A 16,418-nucleotide genomic window follows, 5' to 3' on the forward strand; every position below is an offset into this window, starting at 1 on the left:
TTCTTAGAGATTGCTCTTAAGTAAAATTACCTTATAAAAAAGGCCGCGGAAACTTTCTGCGGTCTTTTTTTTTTGCCTTATAATTTTTTATGTGGTATAATAGTTCGTTGAAATTGAACGATTGAACAAGTTTCAACTTGCGATTGAGTTCAATTGGTGCGCTTAAGCGCATATGTAAATAAAGGCAGTTGTGTAGCAACTTAACTTATTCTGGAGATAGTCGTGCAGGTTTCCGCGTCAGTTCACAGCAAATGGAATTCAGTTCTTGCCATGTTTGCAAAAGGAATTCATGCCGGGATTTTAAAAATAAATCTTTCTGACTGGACTTTTTCAAAACTCGAAGTTTCGCAGAGCGGCTTTGCTGACAAAAAAATCAATATTGGCTGGAAAAAATATTTTTCTGTTATGCTGCACCGTGTGTTCAGAATGGACCGCGACAGGTTTTTCAGATACCTTAGTCCTGACTCCCTTTCACTTATGGACGAAGGCGACCGGAATAAATTTCTTTTCAGAAGATTACGGCCTTTACTTGGCGGCAAGCACGCGTCTGTCTGGTTTTCTTCAGACATAATTATTCACGACGGTTTTGCTTTTGTTACATTTATGGATATTTCCGAAGAAATGCGACGCAACCATCTTATGGAAAATCGCCGCACTTTTAAGGAAGACGGGTACAAGCGCGCCATTGTTTCTGACGCAATCGCAATTTATGAATTCAACCTTACGCAGAATAAAATTATAGGAAGCCCTGTTCAGCGTATTGCAAAGCGTGAGATTCCGCTTAAGGAAGCACTTGCCCTTTCTGCAAACTGTTCCTATTCTGAATTTATAGAAGCGGTGTGCTGGGACATGTACGGTGCCGAAAAGAAAAAGTTTCTTTCCAAAATGAGCAGGACGCATCTTCTGGAATGCTATTCGCGCGGTGAATACGAAACCTGGTTTGACTACTGCAAAACCGGTTATGACGGCACGGAATTCTGGTCGCGCAATACTGTTATTTTAATGCGTGATGAACTTAACGGGGACATTTGCGGTATTTCTGTTGTAAAAAATATTACCGAGCATTATCACCAGGAAGAAGAAAAAATTTATCAACTAGAAGTTATCAATGCTCTTACCATGGAATACAGCAATGTGTTTATGGTAAATGTTATTACCGGCAAAATAAGGATTGTACGCCTTAACGACAAGTCCGGTTCTTTTTATAACGAAGCGTTCGGCAAGCAGGTGTACGAAGACGCAATTGACATGTACATAGAAACATCTGTTTATGAAAGCGACCGCGATATGATGAGGCTTGCGTTTTCCAAAGATAATATAATCAGACAGGTGGGAACGCACGAAACCTTTAGCGTAAATTACAGAACTTTTATTAACGGACAGCTGTCGTACATGAAGCTTAAGATTGTGCGCATAGGAAATCCTGACGAATACAGCGATGTTCTTTTTGGTTTTATGAATGTTGATGCAGAAACAAAATACGAAATGCACCAAAAAAAACTTCTCGAAGAAGCTCTCGCCTCTGCAGAAAACGCAAACAAGGCAAAGTCACGCTTTTTGTCAAACATGAGCCATGACATACGAACACCGATGAATGCAATTACAGGCTTTGTAACTCTTGCAGAAAAACATGCCGACAATCCTGTTCTGGTAAAAGAATATCTTGAAAAGTTAAAGTCCGGAAGCGAACATCTTCTTGGCCTTATCAATGATGTTCTTGATATGTCAAGAATTGAAAGCGGAAAATACTTACTTAATCTTGAACCGAACAATCTGGTTAACATAATTGATTTTGTAAACGACGTTGTTCAGCCCCAGGTTCAGAGCAAGAACTTAAGATATGTGTGTTTGGCTTCTGAAATAAGGCAGGGGGATATTATCTGTGACAGCCTTCGTTTGCGGCAGATTTTGATAAATCTTCTGGGAAATGCTGTAAAATACACAAAAGCAGGCGGAACAGTTTTTTTCAAGGTTGAACAGCTTGAACAGAATAAGGCAGACAGAGCGCTGTTCCGTTTTACTGTAAAGGACACCGGAATCGGAATGTCGCAGGAATACCAGAGTCATTTGTTTGAAGCTTTTGAACGCGACCTTAATTCCTACACGCGCAATGTTCAGGGAACGGGACTGGGACTTTCCATTGCAAAGAATCTGATTGATCTTATGAACGGTAAAATTTCTGTTCAGAGTGAAGAAGGAAAGGGAACGGAATTCAGGATTGAAATTGACTTTAAGCTTGCCGGTTCAAATGATCTTAAGGCTGTACGCGATTTTGAAAATACAGGCGTTTCTTTTTCTGCACAGGGACTCAGACTTCTTTTGGTTGAAGACAATGAAATAAACAAAGAAATTGCATATGAACTGCTTTCGGATCAGGGCTTTGAAGTTGAATGTGTTGTAAACGGCGCGCTTGCGGTTGCCAAAGTGACTGACCGGCCGGCTTTCTACTATGATGCTGTTCTTATGGATGTGCAGATGCCTGTAATGAACGGTTACGAAGCTACAAAAAGAATACGCGCGCTTTCTGACCAGAAAAAAGCAAGTGTTCCCATAATTGCAATGACGGCAAACGCTTTTGAAGAAGACCGCAAAACCGCACTTGAAAGCGGAATGAATACTTTTGTTACAAAACCGTTTGACTTAAAGAAACTTATGGAAACACTGGGCAAAACAATCCGCAGGGTAAATTAAGCTTTGCTTTCTATTGCCTTGAATTCTTTGTTCATAGAGATAAACATAATTAAGGCAATGATTATTGAAATTATATCTGCAATCGGTTGAGCAAAAATAATTCCGTTCTGACCGGCAATTGCGCGTCCCAAAAAGAGCATCGGCAAAAATACGAATCCCTGTCTGCTGGCAGAAAGTGCAAGTGCTGCACCGGCTTTTCCCATTCCCTGGAATGAAAAATTGAATACAAACATTATTCCAAGTACCGGCCCGGAAACCATAAGTGTCCTTAGCATTCTGCAACCTGTATCAATAACCTGTTCGTTGTCTATGAATATGCCCACAATATTTCTTGTGAAGGCAAGATAGATTGCCGTCATTACGGTACCGATTATCAGAACACATATCATGGAAAATTTCATTACATCTTTTAAACGCCTGAAGTTTTTGGCTCCGTAGCTGTAACCTATGAGAGGCTGGATTCCGATTGCAAGTCCCATCTGAAGGAATACTACGAGCATGTTTGCTTTCATTGCAATTCCCATACTTGCAACCTGAATGTCGCCGTAAGAAGCAAGGAATTTGTTCATTACAATGTTTGAAAGGCTCATCAGAACATTATTGAGTGAAGCCGGAATTCCGATTGCAATTACAGAAAGCGCAATTTTTTCCATTACCTTAAAGTCAGAAAGTTTTATTGAAAGCATTGATTTTTTGCCGCATGCGTGTACAAGAAAGAATACCAGCGAAACAACGTTTCCTATTACAGTGGCAATGGCTGCTCCCCGTACACCCATATTCATTCCCAGAATCATTATAGGGTCAAGAATAATGTTGGCGACTGTTCCTGCCATCATTCCTATCATAGCGTTGTTTGCCGCTCCCTCACCGCGTACAAGATTGGGAAAGGCTGTGGAAAGAACAACAGCCGGTGCGCCCCATGCAATGCTGTAAAGGTATTCTGCGGCATAAGGACCTGTCGCCTCACTTGCGCCGATCATTTTAAGAATAAGAGGCATTCCCAGAATAAAAAAAGCGCCTCCTATAATTCCGGTAAGGATTCCCGCGTAGAAGCAAAAAGAAGAAATGTGTTTTATTTTTTCTGTCTGTTTTTCACCGAGCGCGCGTGAAATAAATGTACTGCCGCCGATTCCGAAAATGTTTCCTGCAGCCATTAAAAAAAGGAATACAGGTGTTGCAATAGAAACGGCGGCAACTTTGTTGGGGTCACCCATCTGACCGACAAAAAAAGTATCGACCATATTATAGATGACTGTTACCAGCATGCTTGCTATTGTAGGAGTAGCAAGTTTTGCTATCGCAACCGGAACAGGATCGCTTTCAAAGATATGTATATTTTTAATCATAGAAAAAAAATTTACTGTTTGTAAAAGAATATGTCAATAGAGGCATATGTATAATAATTCGTTAACTAATAGTAAATTATATTACCTCCGAAACGGCATCTTCTATAACTGTGTTTTCACATTCTGCAGTTATGTCCACAGGTTTTGCAAATCTCAGGTAATATAAGATGCATTTGATTTTTGCTTTGCCGCCTGTTATCTGCAAAAGTGCCTGACGGTAACACGCCAGCTGTGAATAATAAATCTCGGGTGCAACAGACTGGTTTGTCTTGAAGTCCACAATCGTGTAGTTTCCCTGTTTGTCTTTAAAGACAAGGTCCATTGTTCCCTTAAGAATGCGTTCACCTTCCTTTGTATTTATTCTGCTTCTGAATGCCCATTCTGTTCTTTTCCAGGAAGACGCTAGTGCACAAGATGCCAGTTCTGTTTTTAAAAACTCATCGCGCATTTTTTCGCAGGCTTTCTTTATGGCAGCAAGTTTTGTTTTGCTTCCGTTAAGCCCGGTAATTTCTGACTTCGGAATCTCTGTCTGCATTCCTTCTATTGCATTCTGCATGTAAAGGTGGGCGATTGTTCCGAAGTTTGCAAAAGAGAATGCCGCTTCTCCTTGTGTTTCTGTTGATTTGACTATTTCATTTATTTCCTGGAAGGGCGCATCTTCTGCAAAATACTCTGTGTCTGCACGGGAAGTTTCGTCATCTGCAATGTGAATGTGGCTCGGCGAAATATGTATGTTTGGTACATCTTCTTTTTGTGTAACTGTTGCACACTCTATTTCTTCCTGCATTTTTTTTGCGGCAAGAATTTTATTGTCGCTGGTGTTTTCTTTGCAGGAATCTGTCTTTTCAAAAATTTCACTGCGGTCAATGCATTCTGTTGATTCAAAATTCCAGGGCGCAAGTTGTGAAATATCGGGTTTGCGTTCCGGACTAAAGTACTGGAAGAGCGGGCAAAGGACAGTAAAAATTGTTCTTGGAAACTCCAGACTCTGGTTTGTACTGTCATCGCTGTTGGGAATCTTTCCCGGAATATATGCGAATGGTTCAATTTTTTTTGAAGACGAAAACCTTCCTTCAAAGCAGCCCGTTATGTAAAGTTCATGCTCTGCGCGTGTAAAGGCAACATAGGCAAGTCTTCTGAGTTCTGCACTTAGCTGCGCCTGCGAAACGTCTTTTTGCGTATCGTAAAAATAATTTCTTTTTGCATCTATTTTGCCGCAGTCAATTTTTAAACAGAACGGAGCTGGCAAAGTATTTACAGAAAGACCGAATTCAGGACTCATGTAAACAGGCTCCCCGTTTTTTTCTTTTTGTCCTTCATATTCAATGTCGCATACAAATACAACGGGAAACTGCAGTCCCTTGCTTTTGTGAATTGTCATTATGTGAACGGCATCTCTTTGTTCAAGTGGAATATCAATGTCCTGAAGTTTTTTTGTTTCGTCCTGGTATGTGCGTATACCGTCAATAAAGGTAGCGAGGCTTTCGGGTACAAGGTCTGAATTGCGTGCCAGTTCAAAAAGAATATCATAGAGTGAACTGTACATTTTTACGCTTTCGTTCCAGAGCGTTTCGTACCTGTAGCCAAGATCGTACCAGAGCGTACTGAGCGTTTTTGTGAGCGGCTGGATTTTTGAAAGTTCCACTGTTTTGCGGAAATTTTCTGCAGCATTGTCCCACTTGGAAAGACTTTCGGCATTTACTGCCCCCCTCGCGCTGTCATCGAACGGGTCCAGATTCAGTGCAAGAACATTCTGCGCTTCTTCTTCGCTTAAGTTTACGAACGGCGAGCACAAAACCTTTGCATAAGAGTTTCTGTCCTGCGGGTAAACGCAGATGCTCAGATAAGAAAATAAATCGTTTACAGGTCCGTCTCCGAAAATTCCCTTGAATGTTTCTGTTGAATATGGAATGGAATGCTGTAAAAGCATGCGTTCAAAAATATTCTGGTTTGAAGTTGCTTTCAAAAGAATTGCAATATCAGAAGCTTTGTATTTTTTTTCTACATTGACGAGTCTGTCAATTTCAGAAGCAACCCATGCGGCTTCACTTTCTTTTGCGCTCAAAAGTTCTTCGTTTTTGCTGTCGTCTTTTTTTATCAAGTGAACCTTTACTTTTTTTTCTGCAAACGTGGCGGTTTTCTCTGCAAGAATTTCTACGCCGGAATAAAGCGCTTCGTAAGCAGGCGTGTTTTCAGGTGCTTGGGCTTCCGGCGTAAAGACAGAAGGAATGTGTCCCGGATCCTGTTTCTGTTGTTCAGTAAAATTCGGATTGTAAACTTCACCTCCGAATATTGTATTAAAGGCGTGTATGAGTTCTGCGTCGGAACGGTAGTTTGTTGTAAGCTCAAGGTTGCCGCCGCCGTCTTCTCCTTTAAGCGTGTCCTTTAATTTTCTGAAGACAGAAACATCTGCCCCGCGGAATTTATAGATACTCTGCTTTTCGTCCCCTACAAAAAACAATTTTTCGGGACAAAGATCTTCTGCACGCGCCGGACCTTCTTCGTTGACACTTTCTTTTTGCGCAAGAAGAAACAGCATTTTTCTCTGCAGTTCGTTGTTGTCCTGGAACTCATCAATCATAATTGCCTTGAAACGTTTTTTTTCTTCGGCGCGGATTTTTGGCTGTTCGGTAAGAATTTTGAGCGCAAGTTCAGAAATGTCGCGGAAGGTAAGAATTCCCGTAGTGCGCTTTGTGTCGTTTACTGCTTCCTGAAATTCTTCAAGAAGTTCAGCTGCTTTTTCTGCAGTAGAATAACCCCAGACAAAATTCAAAATGGAACACAACTGTTTGAGCGCGGCATAAAGTGAAGACAATGTTTCTTTGAATTCTTTGACAGTGTTTTTAACTGAACAGAATCCTGCCATAGAAGAAATGTATTCCTGCATTTTTGCAGTGTCACCGTTTTCTATATCTTCGCTGTTAATCACCGGTCGTTCAACTTTTGGAATACCGCTTTCTGTGTCCTCGTAATAATTTTCGAGCTGTGCAAATATTGCGGCTATGGTTGTAAGCTCCTGTCTTTTTTTGTCTAGCTCAAAATAAATTTCCCTCATTCTGTCAACGCAATCAGATGCTGCTTCGGAATATTTTCTCCATGCAGTGACGGCAGCGTCTTTTTGTTTTAACAGATCTTTTTTGAAATCAATCGGGTTTGCAACTGACGAATATTTTTGTACCGTGTCAGAAAAAAACTTCTGTGCAATTGCATCAAAGCTGTATTTTTCTGCCAGCATGCGTACTGCCGGATTATCGCGGTTTTTAAGAAGAAACGGAAGTGCAGTCTTAAGAATGTTGTCTTCTGCGCTGTCTTTGTCCTGCGTAAAGTCTGGTTTTATTCCGTAAAGGTGTGCACCCTGTCTTGCAACCGACGCGCAGTAACTGTCCAGTGTCATAATCTGCGCGTTGTTGAAATTTTCTACTGCTTTTTTTGCAAGATCGTTTCCGTTTTGTGCGGCTTCTCGGAGCGTAGTAAAAATTCTGCTTTTCATTTCTACAGTTGCTTTTTTTGTAAAAGTAAGAGTCAGAATCTGTTCAACGCCTATATTTTTTTGCGTTACCAGGTAGCAGAATCTTTCTGCAAGTACAGTTGTTTTACCCGAACCTGCACCTGCACTTACTACCGAGTTGCGCATAATTTCTTTTGCCTGAATCTGTTTTTTATCAAGTTCTTTTGCCATTTTATTTCCATCCTTTTTTTAAATTATCTTCCGCTTACGGTAAAGAACCTGCGGCATATTGCCCTGTATTTTCTGCAGTTTCTGTCAGTGCACACCGGATAATTCTGAATCTTTTCGTCAATTTCAAAATCTTCTGCCAGAATACGTTCCATGTATTCGTCCATACATTGTCTGAATACTTCCATCGTTGGCTCAAAATCTTTGTCGCACTCTTTTGTTTTGTTTGTAAAAGCATTTGTTACGCTTCCTTTAACAATAGTCGGTGCAGGATCTTTGATTGTAAAAAACACAGAATTTTCAATCTGCTTTCTTTTTTTCTTGTCTTGGTTTTCCATTAATTCAATATACATTGGCATCTGAAAGTCGGGCAGTGTTTCTGATGTTTCAGAATCATACAAAAGCGACTCTGCTCCCGGTACCGAATTGCTTGATGTCTTGTAGTCAACCAGAGTATATTCTCCTGTCTGCGTATTTTTCAAAACACAGTCCACGCGTCCGTTGAGAATATAATTTTTTCCTTCGGGTGCAAACCAGTATTGCTGTTCAGTTTCTGCAATTTCATAATCACAAAACCATCGTGAAAATTCAATTACGGCAGTTTTGAGCGCGTCATAATATTTCTTGCGTTTTATTTTAATCAAATCGCGGGCAATATTTGAAGTTTCATATTTATCAAGCGCTTCATCAACACTTTCAGAAAGAAGCTTTTCATATTCCGGAGCAAGGCCGTTTTCTTCTGTCTTTACAGGAAGGGAAAGTTCTTTTAATTTGTTGCAGTAAATTTCAAGAGCATTGTGATTGATTATACCGTCTGTAAAATCGTCAACAAGTTCAGTTTCGTTATTGAGCGGTGCCGTGTTTAGAATATATTTAAAAAGCCACAGACGCGGGCAGGTAAAGAATGTAGTCATTGCGCTCTGGCTTATTCTGTAGCGGCCCGATTTTTCGTCAAAGAGTTTGTTCCGGATAAGTTCAGAAAGATTTGCAGCTTTAGAGTCTTCTGAAATTTTATTTACGCACTTGTTCCATTTGTCAAAACCGTCGGCAATATTTTTGTAAGTGTGTGTGTCTTCAAAAAGTTCAGCCTTTGATTCTTTTAGAAAACCGTGTGCAAAAGCGTATCCTGTAAAAGTCTTTTCGGCAACAGAAAATACGCATTCTTTGCCAGAAGAAATTCTGTAAAGCGTCATGTAGTAATTTGTTGGATCTATATCTTCTATATTAAGTGCAGCGCGTTTTGTTTCGCTCAAAAAAGACATGCGTTTGAAAATTGCGCCCAGTGACATGGAACTCTGGCTTGCGTCAATTACAAAATGGTATTCGTATGGGGCAGTTGACGCCGGACGGTAAGGGTAAACTGTAACGCCGTTGGAATTTCCCTGCGGAATATAGCGTACTGTTTCGAGATAGTCATTAAAAAAATTGAATGCACACGGAACAGTGCAGTCCGGAAACTGTTCTTCGAGTTTTACCAGCGCTTCAAGTTCTGAAATACAGCGGCTTATAATGCTGTCTGCCTGGACAGTAAATTTCTGTGCGTCAAAGAATTTTTCCTTAAAGGCAAAGTATGCTTTTTTTACCTGCGCAAAAGTTTTTGCATTTGCAAGCGGAACAAGTTTTTCCTTTAACATTCCGTAAAGATTTTTTATAAGTTCAGTGGGTGCTTCTTTTTTAGGATTGAATTTTCTGAATGCATCTTCCCAGACATCATGTTTTTTTCCATTATATTCAAATGAGCACAGACAGTTGTTGTTTTTGCCAAATTCAATAAGTTCGGTATTTGCGGCTGGGTTTATCCACGGCAGCTGGTTGTTTAAGAGAAGATGCTTTATGCTGTCAAACGAAAAGTTGGTGTCGTAACAATCCCTGATTTGTGCAAAAAAACTGCCCGCGCCTGTTTTTGAAAGAGGGTGTCCTTCTCTTATGCTGAACGGAATTTCTCTTATGCTGAATTCTCTTTCTATATAGGGGGAATATGTTTCGAGGTCGCTTACACTCAGTGCCATCTGTGTCCACGGAACATTCTGCGCTTCATGAAGGCTGCGCATTTTTATTGCAGTCTGCGTAAGTTCCTTGCGTGAATCTGAATAGACATTTACTGCAGGTTGAACCTTGAGTTCGTTTTCGTCAAGATGCACAAGTGTTACAGAACGATCGTCGCAAAAAGGTTTGTCTTCTGAATATACGCTGCAATTTTGTGAAAGAATTTCGCTGTATTCCGCGTAGTCCATAAGACTTTTGGGGTAAAAAATAAAATAGCGGTTTCCGTCTTCGTGGAACTGCGGTTCCTGCCAGGCTGTTTCAAACAAAGCGTGCTCATCAAGAAAGGCTGAATATCTTTTGTAAATTTCTTCATAGTCGCGGTCTTCGTCATCGTAAGCAAGACTGACACCTTTTTTATCACGTATTTTTTTCCATTGCCCAAGCGACGGCAGAATACCTGCAATCCAGTTGGTAAAGCCGGCCGCTTTAGTGCAGTATTTTTGCGAAATAACTTCTCTTAAAAAAGGTTTTTGTGCATTTTCTTCTATTAAATTTGCTGCAAAAACAGAACGCATTAACGATGGCGCCGCAGTTTTGTCTTTTACCGACGCTTTGACCGACGCGGCCTTAAAGTCGTCCCATGCAATGAATCTTTCCATTGCAACAGCCGTTGTTCCGCTTATAAAAGTTGCCCTGTCTGCCCAAAGATCTGCCGACGCTCCTGTAGGAAAGACAAAAATACAGTTTTCTTCCATTATAAAGCGAGTGATTATGTGTTCAATTAAGTTTTTTGCCATGAAAAATTTCTCCAATTAACGGGATAGTTTGCAATTCAAAATTCAACCAGATAATATTTTCATTATTATAACATACACAAAGCGCCATTGAATGTCATTGTAAAAAATATTTTTATTTTTTTTGCGAAGAGCCCTGGTTTGTAACGATGTATAGATTTGTTTACCGACCAACAATTTCTTGCGGCAAGATATAACTGTGTTAAAACAGTCCCAAAATGCTTTATAATTTGCCGATAGCATGGTATAATCTTGCCATGGGATGCATAAAATATATTTCCATAGAAGAAACTGCAAAAAAATGGTGTATTTCAGAACGTAGTGTCCGCAACTACTGTTCGCTTGGGCGTGTTCCGGGTGCTGTTCTTGATGGCAAAACCTGGAAAATTCCTTCAACGTCAAAAAAACCCGAAAGGGCAGTCCGTCACGCTGTAAAAAAAGAACTGCTTCTTGAAGTTCTTAAAAGAGAAAAAGATTCAGCTCTTAGAGGCGGAATTTACCATAAAATTCAGATTGATCTTACATACAATTCAAATCACATTGAAGGATCAAAACTGAGCCACGATCAGACTCGCTTTATTTTTGAAACAAAAACTCTTGGTATAACAAAAGACAGTGTAAAGATAGATGATATTATTGAAACTGCAAATCACTTTCGCTGTATAGATCTGATTATCGAAAGTGCAAAATCCAGACTGACCGAAAGTTTAATAAAACAGCTTCATTTTATTTTAAAGTCAGGAACTTCTGACTGCCAGAAAATATGGTTTAAGGTTGGCGGATATAAAATGCTTGAAAATGAAGTAGGCGGTCAGAATACTGCAAAACCAGCTGAAGTGGCCGGCAGAATCAAGACTTTACTTTTGGATTATAATTCAAAAAAAGAAATTAACCTTGATGATATTCTTGATTTTCATGTTCAATTTGAATCAATTCATCCTTTTCAGGACGGCAACGGTCGTGTAGGACGCCTTATTATGTTCAAAGAATGCCTGAAACACAACATCGTTCCTTTTATAATTACAGATGAATTAAAGCTGTTCTATTACAGGGGATTGCGGGAATGGAAAAATGAACGTGGTTTTCTGCGTGATACCTGCCTGACAGCACAGGATTTTATGAAAGAAACTCTGGGTAACCTGGGAATTGAATATTAAAATTGATCAGCAACCCCGGCCATATTTTTTGTTAAATTTCTGTATCAAATTATATCAATAGTTGTTTTTCTACTTTCATTGTGTTATAGTTTAAAGTGTAAAATTCATAACACCACGGAGAAGCTTATGAAAAAAAGTTTATTTTCTTTTTTTCTGTTGGTTTCGGCGGCCTTTACTTTCTTTTTTGCATCCTGTTCTGCCGAATCAAAAACAGACATTCAGATTCCGCTCCAGAGTATGTTCAAACAGGTTTCTGCAGATGTTTCGTCTAAACCGTCAGACGTTTATGACGTAAATCTTTCTGTAACAGGAGACTACGAAAAAACACTTAACACCAGCGGAAAACTTTCTAAACTCAAAAATGCAACCTTTAATATAGAAGGAATTCCGCTTGGAAGCACAGTTAAACTTTCTGTTCTTATAGAAAAAGACGGAATACGCTTTTACGAGGGAAATTCTGCCGCATTTACTCTTGACGGTCGCGAAAATTCTGTAGAAATAGACCTTAAACGCTGTAACGGTCAGGCCGACGTAGAAATTACTGTTGCTGCTGATCCTGAAATTTATTCTGCTTCGGTAAATACAGATACACCTGTTTTTACAGTAGATTCCGACTGCCTTAAAAATAACGCTGCAAAGATAACTTTCTCTGTAAAAGAATCATTTAACTGGCCAAACGGAACAAAGTTCCTCTGGAAACTGAACGGAGCTGAATGCAGCAGTACCACTAACTCTGTTGAAATAGATGTGCTGACAGACGAAAATATTCATGAAGGACCCGGCAACGTTATATATGTTCAGGTAGAAACGCCGGAATATATAGTAAGCAATTCGTTTGAATTTGAACTTGTTATAAAATAGACAACAACCACAGAATAGGATGAGGTATATTATGAGAAAACTACTGACTTTTTTTGCTTTGGCACTTTTAACACTGGCTGGCTGTAAAAACAGTTTTGACGGCACCACTGCGGAACAGAAAATTCCCGCAAATGCAAATGTTGTTCTGACACTTGCGTCTCCTGCAAGAACAATTGCTCCGGGAAAGCTGTCAGAAATCCTTGCTTCTGCAGCAAAAACAGACGGAACAAATTGGACTTTTACTTTTACAAGAACAGATGATGTCCAAGATGTTATTACAAAAGAATATGCTGTTTCTGAAACTACTGCATCATTTACTCTGCCCACCGGAACCTACAATATAACAGCAGAACTTTCGTATACAGACGCAACGGCTGACAAACCATATACATATACAATAGAAGGAAAGTTAACCGGTGTTAAAGTTTCTGACACTCCTGTCAGAGAAACAATTAATATAGCTTTTAAAAAGACAGCAGGCGTAACAGGTACTTTGAACTATACCTTTGACTTTTCGAAATGGGGTCAGTTCTTTACAGGAAAGCCTGTGCTTCATTATGCACTCGTAAAACACGGCGGTGAATTGACTGATAAAGATTGGAATAAAAAAGAGCTGTATACAACTGCAGATGGGACTACCACTTACAAGTATAAATCTGCACTGGATATGTCGCTTGCTTCAGATTACTGGGATGTTTACGCGAAAGTTACGGGATACAATGCAGATGATCCAACTCTTGTATACAATATTCCAATCAATGACAACCTTGTAGAAATTGCAGACGATCTTACAAGTACAGGAAGTATTGTTGTGCCCACTCCTGATCTGGCAAAATCATATTATGTAACATACAACGACGATGAGCAGTCACTCAAAAACAACGGAACTTTTGAGTTCTCACGCGTTAATCTTTTGAAAGCGTTTGAAAAAGCCAAGTCTCTCAAAGCTTCTATTAAAAATGTAACTTTTAGTTTGGATAAACTAAAAGGTGATTCACTGGAACTTGATGCCTCAGTTCTTGCTACAGGCAAAACTATTCATTTCCAGATTGCTTCGGGTGCAAGTTTTGACATAACCCCCGAAGGATGCCTTGAGTCTGCCAGTGGATTAACTTCTGTTACTTTTGATACTGCTTCCGAAAAGAAAGAAACTGTTAATGTTGCAGACAGTTTTATTTCTAATCCTCTTAATGTCACATTAAAAAGTGGAGTTTCACTGAACTGCAAACTGTCAGAAGGTTCTAACGGTGTTAGAATGAATCTTCGTGTTTATGGTATTGAAAATTACCTTACATCACCTGTTATATCCCTTAACAGTACAACAGCACCTTGTAATACAACAATCTATGATGCAGATGGAAAAGACCCGACAAGTGAATATACGCTTTCTAAAAAGACTGTTGAAGCGACAGGTACAGAAGCTGCCAAAGCAGAATACTTTATTGTCCCGGCAGGAAGCGGTATTTTAGGTACACAAACAATTTCTGAACTTTCTGTAACATGCGCCTATGGCAGTGAAGCGCCTGAATTGACTAAAGATAAATATACGTACACAGGAACGACCCCTTACAATGATATCGCTGAAATTGCATTTACTGCAAGCGTAGCAAATGCTGTGTCATATGTCTGGTCATGCTATAACAGCGATACCGAACAGAGGGAAACTCTGTCGGTCACAGACACCTGCACAGTGAATATAAAAAACACTCCTGCAATTGATGAAAACGGTTTAATAACCATGCTGGTTACTGCAGCTGACTCAGATGGAAATGCGACTTCATATGAAGTAAAGTTTACAGTAACAGGTTCAACAATAAACAGCCGTAATATTTTGTGGGATCGCAGTACATATTATGCAGTTTCAAATGATGCAATGACTTCTGATTTGTCTTTGTCAAGCCAGACAAGTCTTGGCAACACTGTACTGGACTTTGGTTTTGATGCCAACAAGAACCTGTATACTTTGGATTCTGGTACTGATGCGAAAACATTAAATTATTACACGAACGTGCTTAAGGAATTTAGTATTACAAGTTCTGCAAATGCGTCAGATACAAGTATCTCAAAGATTGCAATTACTTCTAACAAAGTTTATGCTTCCGGTGGCTCTTATTTAAATGAATTTGATCTTCCTCTGGTTGAAGGTTCGACTGCAACTGATGTTACTTCTTCCTGGACTACTCCTCCTAGTTCAGAAGTAGGTATTGAAACTTATGCCTTGTCTTCACTGGCTGCTGACGACACTTATCTTTATATAGGTTGCAAAGATAGCAGTTTTGACCAGACACCTTTGTATGTAGTAAAATATGAATTAACTGATTTGAGCACCATTGCAGGAATAGCAAAGCTTGATACATCAAATCTTACATATGATAATAATGGTGCTGCAACTTCTTTGACAACAGATATTACAGATATGCTGGTACAGGATGGAAAGCTGTATGTTCTTGCAGCAGGTTATCATATGGATTCATACAGTTACTGTTCAGAGTTTAACGGCAATATGTATGAAATTGACCCGGCTTCTATAACAGATACGACAGTTACAAACGATATGACTGCTCTAGATCCGGTATTCAAATTCAGTGATCTGAAAGTTACTGTAAACGAATCTAAAATAACCATCTCTAATCCTTATCCTGCAAAGTTTGTTGCGGTAATGCCCAAAAAACTTAAGATAGCGATCGACGGAGGTCCTATCATTAAAACTTATACAACAGATGGTAATCTCAGTGATATTTCTGTAACAGATGAAGATTATGTTCTTACTTATGACATTGCAGGCAAAACTGCAACCGGTGTGAAATTTAACAACAAAATGTTTAACTTCTCTGCCTCTGGTAGTTCTGGCTTTCTTAAAAACTAATGTTCTTTTCTAAAAAAACGGCGCCCTTTGTTTCTGTATGCATACCCGTTTACAAAACAGAGGGCGTTCTTTTGCGCTGTCTTGAAAGTGTTGCCGCGCAGGATTTTGACGCAATCGAAATTATCGTTGTAGATGACTGCAGTCCCGGCAAAGATGAGCGCGGCCGTTCCTGTAAAAGTATTGCTGCTGCTTTTAAAAAACAGTGCAAGATTCCGCTTGTGTATATAAGGCATGAGCGCAACAAAGGTCTTTTGGAAGCAAGGCGCACGGCTGTTTTTGAAGCATCGGGAACGTACATAATGTGCCTTGACAGCGATGACTGTCTTTTGCCCGGTGCAGTACGCTCTTTGTACAGCGCGGCTCTCGAGTCCAAAGCAGATATTGTTCAGGGCAGGGCAAATGTTTTTTCAGAAGGCAGTGCTTCGGAGCAGCGTATTCAATCTGTAAAAGAAAAAATGAAAGTTCACGAAGGCATTCTTTCTGGCAAAGAAATTGTGTCTGACTGGCTTTTATCGCGGGAACATTCTTGTTTTTTGTGGGGACGGCTTGTTTCCCGCGAATGTTATCTTAACGCGCTGGAATGTATTCCGCCTGTGTGGTGTACAATGGCCGAAGACGTTCTGCAGTATTTTTTTATTGCGCTCAAGGCAGACTCTTACTGCGGAATAAATGCTGCGGTTTACGATTACTGTGTTGACCATGGCATTTCTTCATGCACAAAAATAGAAGACTTGGCGCGCTGGGAAAAAGTATGTTCTGCCTCTTCTGTGTTTACTGTAATTTTTTCTTATCTTGACGAACACCCGTCGGCAGTTTCTGAAAGCGTGCTTATTGAATTAAAAAAAATGTGTCTCTGGTATGTAAAAAACAATCTGGAGCAGCTTAACGCCACCGTTTCAGAAGAACTAAAACCCGCTGCCCTCGAAAAAATGTACGACTACTGGGGCCGCAGCCTGGTAGAAGAAGTACAGTTTTCTGATAGCATACAGTCATCTTGATGTTCTAATAAATTTGTTTACAAATATGAATTGATGTGTTACA

Annotated in this window: 8 protein-coding genes; 5 read left to right on the top strand and 3 right to left on the bottom strand. The window is 39.8% G+C overall.

Annotated elements, in window-relative coordinates; translation table 11 throughout:
- The first annotated feature begins 222 nt into the window (after nucleotides 1-222).
- On the top strand, nucleotides 223-2,691 hold the full coding sequence (locus tag IWA51_RS02830; RefSeq protein WP_198443090.1) for a hybrid sensor histidine kinase/response regulator: 2,469 nt from the start codon (nucleotides 223-225) through the stop codon (nucleotides 2,689-2,691).
- Here IWA51_RS02830 and IWA51_RS02835 read toward each other — a convergent pair.
- The 3 genes from IWA51_RS02835 to IWA51_RS02845 all read right to left on the bottom strand — a co-directional run bounded on the left by IWA51_RS02835 (nucleotide 2,688) and on the right by IWA51_RS02845 (nucleotide 10,496).
- The gene (locus tag IWA51_RS02835) at nucleotides 2,688-4,037 is read right to left on the bottom strand and encodes an MATE family efflux transporter (RefSeq protein WP_198443091.1); all 1,350 of its coding nucleotides are present in this window, start codon (nucleotides 4,035-4,037) and stop codon (nucleotides 2,688-2,690) included. The two genes, IWA51_RS02830 and IWA51_RS02835, sit on opposite strands and share 4 nt — an antisense overlap.
- 76 nt (nucleotides 4,038-4,113) lie before the next feature.
- Nucleotides 4,114-7,716: a UvrD-helicase domain-containing protein gene (locus IWA51_RS02840; RefSeq protein WP_198443092.1), complete on the bottom strand. Its 3,603-nt coding sequence runs from the start codon at nucleotides 7,714-7,716 to the stop codon at nucleotides 4,114-4,116.
- Nucleotides 7,717-7,739: 23 nt separating this feature from the next.
- Nucleotides 7,740-10,496: a PD-(D/E)XK nuclease family protein gene (locus IWA51_RS02845; protein WP_198443093.1), complete on the bottom strand. Its 2,757-nt coding sequence runs from the start codon at nucleotides 10,494-10,496 to the stop codon at nucleotides 7,740-7,742.
- Between the two features lie 215 nt (nucleotides 10,497-10,711).
- Between IWA51_RS02845 and IWA51_RS02850 the strand changes: the two genes are divergently transcribed.
- The 4 genes from IWA51_RS02850 (at nucleotide 10,712) to IWA51_RS02865 (ending at nucleotide 16,375) form a co-directional block, all read left to right on the top strand.
- A complete protein-coding gene (locus IWA51_RS02850; protein ID WP_230402696.1) occupies nucleotides 10,712-11,650 on the top strand; it encodes a Fic family protein in 939 nt (312 codons plus the stop codon).
- Nucleotides 11,651-11,776: 126 nt separating this feature from the next.
- The gene (locus IWA51_RS02855; protein WP_198443095.1) at nucleotides 11,777-12,511 is read left to right on the top strand and encodes a hypothetical protein; all 735 of its coding nucleotides are present in this window, start codon (nucleotides 11,777-11,779) and stop codon (nucleotides 12,509-12,511) included.
- A gap of 31 nt (nucleotides 12,512-12,542) precedes the next feature.
- On the top strand, nucleotides 12,543-15,377 hold the full coding sequence (locus IWA51_RS02860) for a hypothetical protein (protein WP_198443096.1): 2,835 nt from the start codon (nucleotides 12,543-12,545) through the stop codon (nucleotides 15,375-15,377).
- Nucleotides 15,377-16,375, top strand: a complete 999-nt coding sequence (locus IWA51_RS02865; RefSeq protein ID WP_198443098.1) for a glycosyltransferase family 2 protein — start codon at nucleotides 15,377-15,379, stop codon at nucleotides 16,373-16,375. The genes IWA51_RS02860 and IWA51_RS02865 overlap by 1 nt, the downstream gene beginning before the upstream one ends.
- The last annotated feature ends 43 nt before the right edge of the window (nucleotides 16,376-16,418 follow it).

The sequence above is a fragment of the Treponema peruense genome, assembly GCF_016117655.1.
Classification (GTDB): Bacteria; Spirochaetota; Spirochaetia; order Treponematales; family Treponemataceae; genus Treponema_D; species Treponema_D peruense.

Excerpts from the sequence above, each read along its gene's own strand:
- IWA51_RS02835 (WP_198443091.1), bottom strand. The coding sequence starts at position 4,037 with ATGATTAAAAATATACATATCTTTGAAAGCGATCCTGTTCCGGTTGCG.
- IWA51_RS02840 (WP_198443092.1), bottom strand. The coding sequence starts at position 7,716 with ATGGCAAAAGAACTTGATAAAAAACAGATTCAGGCAAAAGAAATTATG.
- IWA51_RS02845 (WP_198443093.1), bottom strand. The coding sequence starts at position 10,496 with ATGGCAAAAAACTTAATTGAACACATAATCACTCGCTTTATAATGGAA.
- IWA51_RS02850 (WP_230402696.1), top strand. The coding sequence starts at position 10,712 with ATGCTTTATAATTTGCCGATAGCATGGTATAATCTTGCCATGGGATGC.
- IWA51_RS02855 (WP_198443095.1), top strand. The coding sequence starts at position 11,777 with ATGAAAAAAAGTTTATTTTCTTTTTTTCTGTTGGTTTCGGCGGCCTTT.
- IWA51_RS02860 (WP_198443096.1), top strand. The coding sequence starts at position 12,543 with ATGAGAAAACTACTGACTTTTTTTGCTTTGGCACTTTTAACACTGGCT.
- IWA51_RS02865 (WP_198443098.1), top strand. The coding sequence starts at position 15,377 with ATGTTCTTTTCTAAAAAAACGGCGCCCTTTGTTTCTGTATGCATACCC.